Origin of the sequence: Okeania sp. (assembly GCF_035285525.1) — a bacterium.
Classification (GTDB): Bacteria; Cyanobacteriota; Cyanobacteriia; order Cyanobacteriales; family Microcoleaceae; genus Trichodesmium.
Genome location: NZ_JAYKGW010000255.1, coordinates 1 through 11131 on the forward strand (window position 1 = coordinate 1; position 11131 = coordinate 11131).

The window sequence follows — 11131 nt, forward strand, 5'->3', positions numbered from 1 at the left end:
AGTAAGCGCTTTTTTTCTGACGGAATGTTGCGCAGCAAAACACACCCTACTAGAATAACTAATGTTGAATTTCATGCCTCATAATTACATCTAGACCTAGACCGAGAAACCCAGTTTCTCTTAGGTAGTTTGCAGTAAGCGCTTTTTTTCTGACGGAATGTTGCGCAGTAAAACACACCCTACTAGAATAACTAATGTTGGGTTGAGGCACGAAAGCCAACCTACACCTGTTGGGTTTCGGGGTACCTCAACCCAACTTAAGCTTTTTGTAATGAATAGAGTAAAACTTAGTTTCTGGAGGTCAAAAAATGACAAAATTTACCACAAATAAATGGCTATATCTGATTAGTAAAATCAGCAAAGGAACATATAATTTAAGTGTTATTTTACTGACTACAGCAGTTATTTTATTTAGTGAAAATTTAGCGATCGCTTCTACTCCTCTTGTTGCTCAGGCAAGAATGGATAACCCCGAAATACAGGCAGAAAAATTAGTTCGTCTTGTACTTCGGTTAGGAGAACGACGGGTATATGTATATGAGGGAGAACAACAAGTTGCTAGTTATCCTGTAGCTGTGGGTAAACCAGGTTGGGAAACTCCCACAGGCAATTTTAAAGTTATTCAAAAGGTAGAAAACCCGGAATGGGAGAACCCTTGGACAGGTGAAGTCATGCCAGCCGGACCAAATACTGCTCTGGGATTAAGATGGATTGGTTTTTGGACTGATGGCAAAGACACAATAGGATTTCACGGTACTCCGACTGTAGATTCTATTGGGTATGCTGCTTCCCACGGTTGCGTGCGGATGTACAATGAACATGTGGTTAAATTGTTTGAGCAAGTACAAGTAGGTACTTCGGTAGTAGTAGAACCATAGTTTTAGTAATGGATAATGGATAATTGATAATTGATAATTAGGGTTTGCTCAAAAAAGTAGTGTACTGGCACATCTAATCAGTGTGGATGAGGGCGGGTTTGTCTAAATCTCAGAGTAACCATGAAAATTCTAGATAAAACCCGCCCCTACTGTTGCACTATTTTAGCTGTGTCAGTTATCCATTATCCATTACTTAATATCTGGAGCTATTCCTGCTTCTCGAAGCAACTGTTCCAGACGTTTAGCACGTTCCTCAGCAACTTGTTTGGCCTGACGTTCGTCATCCAATTGTTTTTGGGTATTATCCAATTGTTCCTGAACTTGCTCTAAACGTTGTTGAACCTGGAAATAATCTGCAAATAATTGACCATCTGGACGATACAATTGCCAAATTTCTGGCAAGATTTCAAACTTAATTCCTAAGCGTGGGGAAACCCAACCATTCATTTCGTCAATTACGTCTAGTAAAGCTCCAGAACGCAACCATCCCGTCAAATCATTTTTCTGCGGATCGTACAAATAATACTCCTCCACACCATAATTGTCATAAAATAGGCGTTTCTTACTCATCTCCTTCAAAGTATTTCCTGGAGAAAGAATTTCAAATACCACTTGGGGAGCAATATTATTTTCTTTCCATTGCTGATAAGAACCCCTATCTCCTTTAGGCACTCCAAATGTCACCATGACATCTGGCGCTTGACGTAACTTATTATTGCCTTGTACTGGATACCAAAGTAAATCTCCAGCGACAAAGACTTCCGGATTTTCGGCAAATAGCCAAGCTAGATTATGGTAGATGACCATGATCCAGCGAAATTGAACTGTATTATCTGCCATTGGTTGGCCGTCACTATCGGGATAAACAATTTCTGGATGGGTTTCGATTTCGAGTTGTTTAATCATAGTTTTTTCCTCAAAATTTCTGCAAAACCTATGTATTTCAATTATAATGTAATTCTGATTGTTTAAACCATCATTTGGGAAACAAGCTAAAATATTTACAGCACTTTTGAGGATAGTGAGGTACACTTAATCTCTTTGTAACACAGCCTTCTCGGCTGTCAAAAACAAGATGCTCAGGTACAGTCAATCTCTTTGTAACACAGCCTTCTCGGCTGTCAAAAACAAGATGCTCAGGTACAGTCAATCTCTTTGTAACACAGCCTTCTCGGCTGTCAAAAACAAGATGCTCAGGTACAGTCAATCTATTTGTAACACAGCTTTCTAGGCTGTAAAAACAGGATACTCAGGTACAGTCAATCTATTTGTAACACAGCTTTCTAGGCTGTAACAACCTGGAAGGTTGTGTTACCAAGATGACTAAAAAAAATTTTGTACCTCACTAACTCCGAAATTGCTGTAAGTTAATCGCTATCAAGATATAAAATATGTGGAAACCAGAATTATTAGCTCCTGCAAAAAATCTCGAACGTCTCAAAGTTGCTATTACTTATGGTGCTGATGCTGTTTATGTGGGGGGGCAAAAATATGGTCTACGAGCGCGAGCAGATAATTTTTCTGATTATGATTTGGAATATGGAGTAAATTTTGCTCGCGAAAATGATGCTAAAGTTTACATCACCCTAAACGCTTTTCTCCATGATGATGATTTTGAGGGATTGGCAGAATATTGTCAATTTATGGAATCTATTGGGGTTGATGGAGTTATTGTTTCTGATTTGGGGGTGGTGCGAGTGGTGAAAAATAGTTCTAATCTTGATATTCATCTCTCGACTCAAGCATCTTGTTTAAATTCTTATGCTGGTCAAATGTGGAAACAGTTTGGGGTGAAGCGTCTCATAGTGGGGCGAGAAGTTAGTGTGGTAGAGGGAGGAGCGATTAAATCGGAAACTGGTATTGATGTGGAAATGTTTATACATGGTGCTATGTGTATGGCATATTCTGGTAATTGTACAATTTCCAATTTTACAGCGGGTAGAGATTCTAATCGTGGTGGTTGTATTCAGTCTTGTCGTTTTCCCTATCAGTTGGCAGCAAAAACAGATGATCGCCCAGTTACTTTTATGTCTTCTAAAGATTTATGGGGTATTCATCAAATAGGTACGTTTTTTGAGCAGCAAATTTGTTCTCTGAAAATAGAGGGGCGGATGAAATCATCATTTTATGTGGCGGTGACTTGTAGAGCATATCGGCAAGCGATCGATGCTTATGCAGCAGGAAAGTTAACTCCAGAAATGGTGCATCAAATTGTGTCTGAGTTAGAATCTATTCCCCACCGTGATTATAATTCTGCTGCTTTGGAAACTCCTGCGGACAGTGATTCTGTGTATAAGCAGTTGGCAAGTAGTAGGGGTACTCACGAATATCTGGGAATAGTGATGGAGACAACAGCAGAGAATATTGTTTTGCAACTGGTTGAGTCTGTGGCAGTGGGAGATAAAATTGAGATTATTCCCGTCCATGGGGAAATAATGAGGTGGGAGGTGAGTAAGCTTTTTTCTGTGGTAGGCGATCGCTTGGAGAAAATGCGAGCAGGGAATGTAGTTTGTATTCCGAAAAGTGTAGCGCCAGATATTTTGGATGGTGTAGAGAAGTTAAATGTAGTCAGAATCGCGCCATTTTAATTGGTCATTTTAGTTATCAGTAGAGAGTGAACCTCCCACTAAAGTCTGAGGCTTAAAATACTAAGTTAAATATTTTTTCATCCCCGAACAAGGGGAGGCACATACCCTCATTTTTTGGTAAATGAAAGATGTATAAATCTAGAGAAACTTAATCTATAATTTCAAATTATATGCTAACTTTACCAAGTAGTTGGTCAAAAATTGAAGCCGAGCAGATATATCAAACAATCAAGGGGCCTTTGGTCTCTTTTTCTCAGACTCAAATCAAACTAGCAAAAAGATACGATGTTAAACATAAACATATCAAAGCTATTGAAAAAGGAGAAGTTTCTCCTAGAGGAAATATTGGTTTAGTTCCTTCTGAAAAAGAAGGTTATCATCTGAAATCAAAAGTATTAGGAAAAGGAGGAAATTATCGTTTTCATGGTCAATATATATATTGCTCGATTCTGAATATTGAAAGTAATAACGATCAACAAGTAGAGATATTGACTGTATGCCTCCTTATTCATAGCGGTTTACATCAATTAGGTTGGCTACTTTTACAGAACTATATTAAAAGCGAAGAGGAAAATAAAGAAGCTTTTTATATGGTACTATACTTTACTGGATTAATGACAGAACACTAATTTCAAAAAAACAACTATTATGCTGACACTAACGATGAATCAGATGTTAGAAAATTTAGAAAAATCATCTATAACATCCTTAAAGTTTATTGCTCTAGAACATTTGCAATCCTCTAATTTTAAAATATTTGGATATTGGGACGAAAATGATAAATTTTATGATGAAATTACTTTAAAACAGCCCTTGGATGTAGACTTAGCAAATTATTCAGTAGGTAAAAATTTGCCAGGAAATCTAGAAGAATATTGGATAAAACTCAAATTTTTGCTAATACCAGAACAACAGATATTAGCAGATTCAGAAAAATATTTTATCGCAGATAATATTGTTGGGGAAATGACTTTAATTTTAGATGAAAATTTTAAGTTTATTGACGAAATTTGGTCTATTGATATTGACTCGCCCTTTGTTATTGCTTAGAAGATGAGGTAGAAAATGAATAATTGATAATGAACATATCATATTTACAAAAATAATTTTTTTGTTGTTGAGAAGTTAACTAAATTTATGAGAAACTAAGATTCTTACTTAACTTCATTCAAAATGAAAACTGACGATATATTTTATCGAATTTTTCAAGACTTACCCGAAACTTTCTTTGAGTTATGGGGATAAATACCAGGAAAACTCAATGATTATCGTTTTGATTGAGTAGAATTAAAACAGACTTCCTTTAGAATAGATAGGATATTTTTGCCTCAAGGTATTGACCAACTAATTTATTTTACGGAGGTACAGTTTCAAAAAGACGAAAAAATCTATTTACGTTTATTTTCTGAGATTTTCACCTATCTTAGAGATTAAGAACCGAAGTTGCGTTGGCGTGCTATGATTATCTTTAAAAATCGTAGTTTTGAACCAACAGAAAGGGAAAGAGAATCTGTCCAACCTTTTTTAGATTCTCCCAATGATTTGAAAAAAATTATCTGGCTCAAGAATTAATGGCAGAAGCAGAAGTTATAGGAAAATTAAAGGTTGTTATGAGCTGATTAAAGGAAGGCTTTTCTGTGGAAAAGATTGCCGAAATTTTAGAACTAGAAATTGAGGAAGTACGACCAGCTATTGTTCTTTTTGAATTAACTTAAATAGTTGGTTGAGTTGAAGAAACGAAACTCAACTAATTATTCTCTATATTCCAGAGTATTGTTGGGAAATAAAATTACCACAAATAATTCGTCAGAAGTTAGAAGCTATGTTTAATATGAATGATTTGAAAAAAATTATCTGGCTCAAGAATTAACGGCAGAAGCAGAAGTTATAGGAAAATTAAAGGTTGTTATGAGCTGATTAAAGGAAGGCTTTTCTGTGGAAAAGATTGCCGAAATTTTAGAACTAGAAATTGAGGAAGTACGACCAGCTATTGCTCTTTTTGAATTAACTTAAATAGTTGGTTGAGTTGAAGGAACAAAACTCAACTAATTATTCTCTATATTCCAGAGTATTGTCAAGTGCGACAAGCTATTACTCAATTGAATTAACTGAGGCTTGCTTATTAATCAGCAAAGCATTAAGAAATAAAATTTTTAGCATTTTTAGGGTGTAAAATAGGACTTACGCCAAGACACTATATTTAGATTTAGCGTTCAAAACTATTGCACAATAGTTTTTTCACTCTATAGCATAGTACCTTTGCGTAAGTTCTAATCCAGTTGAACAGTTGTCCCTATCGACGATAGGAAGCAATCTCAAAGCTGCGCGGAGATTGCTTCCTTTCACTGCGTTCCTGTCGTAATGACTTGATAATTAGTGTTTATCTGAACATGATATAATTCCTCTATTCTAGAAATGTCTATTGAGAAATCACTGTATCTTCCCGGAACGCCAAATTTTGAATCCGCTCATCTAAAGACGGAGCTACATCTGGCTCCTGAAAAGCACTGTTTGCTGTTGGGAAAACTTGATATAAATATTCCGCCAGTGAATCTTGCTCCGTACCGAAAGGAGCAAAGTCGGCAACACCCTCAAAAGTTTCAGCGATCGCTTCATCTCTGACTCCATTTCGGTTGAGGTCTTCTGCCAATTCTAAATTCCCGTTACCATTTTTATCTGGTTCACCTAAAAGATCGACACGATCAAACAAAACAGGATCGGCATTCAAAAAATCAGGAAAAGGATAACTATCGCCACCGGCAGCGAGATAGCTAGTAGTAAGCACCCGGAAGGTACGACTAGGTTCCCCTACAAGTTCCCCATTTTTAGCAACAACCTCAAACTCATCATTGTTCAAAACAACTAAAGAAATAACGCGATCGCTAGCAGGAAGCTCTGGGTCAAAGCTAAATTTTAGACCACTTACTTGGGGAAACTGACCGGGGGTTGCACCAGGAGCTACCGCAGCTACCCCATGTTCAATAGTCTGCAATAGTTGTTCTGCCGTAATAGTAATTAAAGTGAGTTCGTTGTTAAATCGGAGAGAGTTGTTGATATCAAGTTGAGAAACCTCTCCTTCTTCCTTGCCTGCTTCTGGGTTAGCAGCAGGAGGTAATAGTTCAAAATCATTGGGATCGGTGCTGCCACTGCCAGCGTTGATCACCCCAATACTAGCACGAATACCACCCCCATTTTTGATCACAACTTGTGTTGTATCGTCTACTGTTTTGGCATAGGCTAAGTCGGCATCAGCAGTGAGGTTGCCTAGATTAGTTTCTTCAGTACGGACAAACGCCCGCTCACCTCGTAAAAATACAGCCGTGTTACCAAAAATGTTGCTATCCTGAGTAGCAATGACTCTATTTAAGCTATCAGCTATCTCTACAATCTCCGGATCAGGGTTGCCACCAGTGGCAGCAACACCTGCATCGTCGGTAGCGTAAGCTCCACTAATATTTGGATCGATGCTATCAACCATGAGCATACCATTAGCATCGAAGTCTACCACGAGACGACCAACATAAGTATAATTAGCTTTTGTGTTAACTACAGCGATTTGGTTGCCGTCTCTATCAGTTTTGAGAATAGGATAATAACCAGCGCTGGTATCTCCAGCACGGAGGCGATCAGTTTCATCAGACAACAATGTGTGGGAACCACCTGCTATGATAATATCCACATCTCGCAGACGATGAGCAAGTTCGTCACGCTCAATATTCAACTGTTGCATGTGGGATAAAAGAATCACTTTATTAATACCTGTTGCTGTCAAATCATCCACAGCTTTCTGAATGTAAGAAGCTAGGGCGTCGTAGTCTGTATGATTTTCCGGCAGTACGACCATGTCACCAGAAGAAGCAATCACAGGTAATAATGGAGTGACTGCGCCTACAATACCAATTTTTTCGCCACCAACAGTTATGATTCCTGTTCCAGCTAATTTTCCCGCTGACAGGGTACTAATTTCTTGTGCGTTTTCTGTCACTAAGTCTGCCAAATTTTTATCTGTGCTGAAATCCAAATTAGCACTCAAATAAGGAAACAAGGCTCCACGGTATTTCCCAGAAGGTTGAATGATGTTTCTCACTTCGTTAGTTCCCAGATCGAAATCATGGTTGCCAACAGTAGACGCTTGGATGCCAAGTTGGTTATGGATTTCAATATTGGCGTGGCCAATACCTGCTTTGCCCACAGGAGTATCATTGAGGCTGGGATCGCTGCTCGCAAACAGGAATGGGCTGGGAATATAGTTATCTCCAGAGGAAAGGAAAAGGGTATTAGGGTAGTCATCTTTGAGGGAGTTGAGGACAGCGGAAAAGCGAGGTGCGTCTTCTAAAGCTTCTAAACCTGCTTCAAAGTCAGAAGCATGGAGAAGTTGCAGGGTAAAGGTTGTATCATCTTCGGCAGTGGCGCTGTTGAGACCAAAAAAGATGCCACCAACAAATAGAAGAGCGCCTAGTGTGGCAAGAAGCCATTGGACTGGAGAAAAGGTTCGATTCATTTTGATCAACTTCTGTAGGAATTTTTTGACTAGATTGTTGAACCTTGGATAAAATATCCACAGGTTCATTTTTTTGAATCACTTAGTTCCCTAGAACTATTTTTGGTATTCATTTGATATGATATAAGATAGTGGCAAAAATCAAAAGTTGGATGAAAGTCCTCAATGTTAAATTATCCTTATTGGACCGACAAACCTTAAATAAATAAGGTTTGCTGAAAAAGCCTTTTTTAAGGGGTGGGGTAACCGGGAAGTAGGGGAGTAGAGGAGCTTGAAAGTAATTTTTTTTCCCAACTATCTGCGTAAAATAGTAACTTGAGGAGCATGGTTGAGCTGATTTTTCGGGAACCGTAAACTAGGTACTTTTTCTCGACCTAAAAACGCTAAAACCTTTATTTTTTAATACTTTGATGTTTAATCAGCCAGCCCTAAATAGTGTATGAGAAAATGGGGCGATTACGAAAAAAGCTAAGGCATAGTTTGAGCTGTGTCAGTCTACTGAGAGCTAATGACTAAAGTCAAATATTGAATAATAGTGTACATTAAAAACTAATATGACTTACGCAAAGCTACTATATAGATTTCCAAAACTATTGTGCAATAGTTTTAAACGCTGTATATATGGTATCTGGGTAAGTCCTGACTAAGACTAAAACTTAATAAACACAACTTACTTAGTACCGTTATAAGCAGTATGGGCGTTTCATGTCGCGCAGCGTCTTCGTATAGGGAATAGGACTCTTGACCTGTCGCGAAGCGAAAATGCTATTTGCCCCTACAGATGGTGTATAATTTTGTTTTTTTTAAGTCCTGACAAATTTAAAATTAATTTACGATAACCAAATGTTGAAGCAAAACATCACAAAAATTTCTATAATAATAGTAACTGCTGTTGGCGCTCTCTTATTAGGGATTTTTTTTCCAGACTTTACCACCACGAACACAACCTCTCAAAACACTACTGGAAAACCTAAATCAAAGTTAGATGTAACAAATTTTGTGTCTTGGCCACCAGAACAACGCCGTAGTGAATTAGAAAGTGCCACAAAAACAGGAAACTCTCTAAATGTCAGTCGCGCTCGTTACATTCTAGCTAATGATTTAATTGAACAGGGACAAGCAGAGTTAGCGATCGCTCAACTGAAAGATTTAGAAAAAAAATATCGAGTTTTAGCACCATACATTTTGGTAAAACGGGCGCAAGCTTACGAACAAATAGGGGAGACAAACAAAGCACAAAAAGCTTGGCAACAACTATCAAGAAGTTATCCAAAAGAACCAGTGGTGGTAGAAGCTTTGTATGTGCTAGGCAAAGAAAAACCCGAATACTGGGAGGAAGCGATCGCTAAATTTCCTGGTTATCCAACTACAGTAAAAATTGCTCAAGAAAAATTACAGCAAAATCCTAATCAACCAGATTTGTTGTTGCTCATTGCTAAACATGGTTTTCATGTACCAGAATATGGCACGGTATTGGAACAACTGAGAACCAGATATGCTGCCTCGCTAACTCCCGAAGATTGGGAAATGATTGCATTTGGATATTGGGAAAAACAAGATTATGGTAAAGGTGCTTTAGCATATCAGCAAGCAGCTCAGACACCCAAACATTTGTATCGTCATGCCAGAGGTTTATGGTTAGGAGGAAAAACCAAAGAATCTCGCCAAGCTTATCAAAACCTGATTAATACTTTTCCCAATGGCGGAAAACATACAGCTTTAGGTTTGATTCGTTTGTCGAGGTTAGTTGACCGAAAAGAAGCTATAGTTTATCACGATAGAGTAATTGCTAATTTTCCTACTCATGCACCGGAAGCAATTTTAGAAAAATCTCAGTTACTTGATAAACTTGGTTCTGCTGATTCAGCGAAATTAGCGCGTCAAAGATTATTGAGAGAGCATAGTAAATCTGATGCTGCTGCCGAACTCCGGTGGGAGTTAGCTGAACAAGCTGCTCAAAGTGGCGATCTAAAAATAGCTTGGAAGTGGGCGCAACAGTTGACTGTAGAGAATCCCGATCATAAGTTAGCAGCCCAGGCAGGTTTCTGGATCGGTAAATGGGCGCAACAACTGGGAAGGCAAGAGGATGCTAAAACAGCCTTTGAATATATGATTTTACGGTATCCTCACTCTTATTATGCTTGGCGCTCGGCGGTGATGTTGGGTTGGCCGGTGGGGGATTTCACCACAGTCAGAAATTTATCTCCAGAGGTTGTACACAGCAAAAACCGCGAACCACTGCCTTTTGGTTCTGAAACATTGCAGGAACTATATCAAATCGGACAAGATGAGGATGTTTGGAAACAGTGGCAGGCAGAATTTACAGACCGCATAGAGCCAACTGTTGCGCAACAGTATACTGATGGTGTAATGAGGATTGGTGTAGGGGATAATTTAGATGGTATTTGGATGCTGACTAGCTTGAGTCAACGGGAAAAACCAGAGGAGATAGCTGAGTATAAAGCTTTGAAAGCAAAGTCTACTTATTGGCAAACTTTGTATCCTTTTCCTTATTTGGAAACTATTGTGAAATGGTCTAATCAACGAGAGTTAAATACTGTTTTGGTGACTGCTTTAATCCGTCAAGAATCTCGTTTTATGCCAAAAATTAAATCGGTTGTGGGAGCAACAGGATTAATGCAAGTAATGCCACAAACTGGAGCCGAAAGTGCGAGGAAAATTAATCTGGCTAGTTATGATTTAGAGAATGTGAATGATAATGTTAATCTAGGTACTTATTATTTTGATTTTACTCATCAAGAGTATCAGAATAATTCGATGTTAGCAGTAGCGAGTTATAATGCAGGTCCGAATGCTGTGGGTAGTTGGTTAAAGCGGTTTGGGTTTAATGATGCTGATGCTTTTGTGGAGAAAATTCCATATCCAGAAACCAGAGATTATGTGGAGTCTGTGTTTGAAAATTATTGGAATTATTTACAGATTTATAATCCTGAAGTTTCTCAGTTAATGGAGCAGCATTTCGCTAAATATAAAAAATAGCCGTAGGTTGGGTTGAGGCACGAAACCCAACAAATACAGTAGGTGTAGGTTGGGTTGAGGCACGAAACCCAACAACTACATCATATTTCGGGTAATATCAAACAAGGAAAGCACCAGAAAATCCCCCAACCCTCCTTTGAAAGGGGAGTAGAAGAGGAAAAATT

7 protein-coding genes and 1 pseudogene are annotated in these 11131 nt (G+C 38.3%); 6 read left to right on the forward strand and 2 right to left on the reverse strand.

Translation table 11 applies throughout. The annotated features are described in order from the left end of the window. The first annotated feature begins 308 nt into the window (after positions 1–308). Positions 309–878 carry a L,D-transpeptidase gene (locus VKJ25_RS23975; protein ID WP_324239168.1) on the forward strand — a complete coding sequence of 190 codons (570 nt, stop codon included), beginning with the start codon at positions 309–311 and terminating at the stop codon, positions 876–878. A gap of 189 nt (positions 879–1067) precedes the next feature. On the opposite strand, the gene VKJ25_RS23980 is transcribed toward VKJ25_RS23975, so the two are convergent. Then, entirely contained in the window at positions 1068–1784 is a 717-nt protein-coding gene (locus VKJ25_RS23980) for a Uma2 family endonuclease (RefSeq protein WP_324239169.1), read from the reverse strand. Between the two features lie 485 nt (positions 1785–2269). Between VKJ25_RS23980 and VKJ25_RS23985 the strand changes: the two genes are divergently transcribed. From VKJ25_RS23985 to VKJ25_RS24800, 4 genes and pseudogenes are all read left to right on the forward strand, one after another. Continuing rightward, a complete protein-coding gene (locus tag VKJ25_RS23985; protein WP_324239170.1) occupies positions 2270–3466 on the forward strand; it encodes a peptidase U32 family protein in 1197 nt (398 codons plus the stop codon). Positions 3467–3636: 170 nt separating this feature from the next. Beyond that, a complete protein-coding gene (locus VKJ25_RS23990; protein WP_324239171.1) occupies positions 3637–4095 on the forward strand; it encodes a hypothetical protein in 459 nt (152 codons plus the stop codon). Positions 4096–4114: 19 nt separating this feature from the next. Then, positions 4115–4516: a hypothetical protein gene (locus VKJ25_RS23995; protein WP_324239172.1), complete on the forward strand. Its 402-nt coding sequence runs from the start codon at positions 4115–4117 to the stop codon at positions 4514–4516. A 243-nt stretch (positions 4517–4759) separates the two neighbouring features. Next, positions 4760–4900, forward strand: a pseudogene (locus VKJ25_RS24800) (DUF2887 domain-containing protein); the annotation flags it as partial. Positions 4901–5885: 985 nt separating this feature from the next. Here VKJ25_RS24800 and VKJ25_RS24000 read toward each other — a convergent pair. Then, positions 5886–7967 carry a bifunctional metallophosphatase/5'-nucleotidase gene (locus VKJ25_RS24000; protein ID WP_324239173.1) on the reverse strand — a complete coding sequence of 694 codons (2082 nt, stop codon included), beginning with the start codon at positions 7965–7967 and terminating at the stop codon, positions 5886–5888. An 843-nt stretch (positions 7968–8810) separates the two neighbouring features. On the opposite strand from VKJ25_RS24000, the gene VKJ25_RS24005 reads away from it, so the two are divergent. After that, positions 8811–10967 (forward strand): lytic transglycosylase domain-containing protein, encoded by a 2157-nt coding sequence (locus VKJ25_RS24005; protein WP_324239174.1) that lies wholly within the window; start codon positions 8811–8813, stop codon positions 10965–10967. Positions 10968–11131 lie beyond the last annotated feature (164 nt).

Excerpts from the sequence above, each read along its gene's own strand:
- VKJ25_RS23975 (WP_324239168.1), top strand. The coding sequence starts at position 309 with ATGACAAAATTTACCACAAATAAATGGCTATATCTGATTAGTAAAATC.
- VKJ25_RS23980 (WP_324239169.1), bottom strand. The coding sequence starts at position 1,784 with ATGATTAAACAACTCGAAATCGAAACCCATCCAGAAATTGTTTATCCC.
- VKJ25_RS23985 (WP_324239170.1), top strand. The coding sequence starts at position 2,270 with ATGTGGAAACCAGAATTATTAGCTCCTGCAAAAAATCTCGAACGTCTC.
- VKJ25_RS23990 (WP_324239171.1), top strand. The coding sequence starts at position 3,637 with ATGCTAACTTTACCAAGTAGTTGGTCAAAAATTGAAGCCGAGCAGATA.
- VKJ25_RS23995 (WP_324239172.1), top strand. The coding sequence starts at position 4,115 with ATGCTGACACTAACGATGAATCAGATGTTAGAAAATTTAGAAAAATCA.
- VKJ25_RS24000 (WP_324239173.1), bottom strand. The coding sequence starts at position 7,967 with ATGAATCGAACCTTTTCTCCAGTCCAATGGCTTCTTGCCACACTAGGC.
- VKJ25_RS24005 (WP_324239174.1), top strand. The coding sequence starts at position 8,811 with ATGTTGAAGCAAAACATCACAAAAATTTCTATAATAATAGTAACTGCT.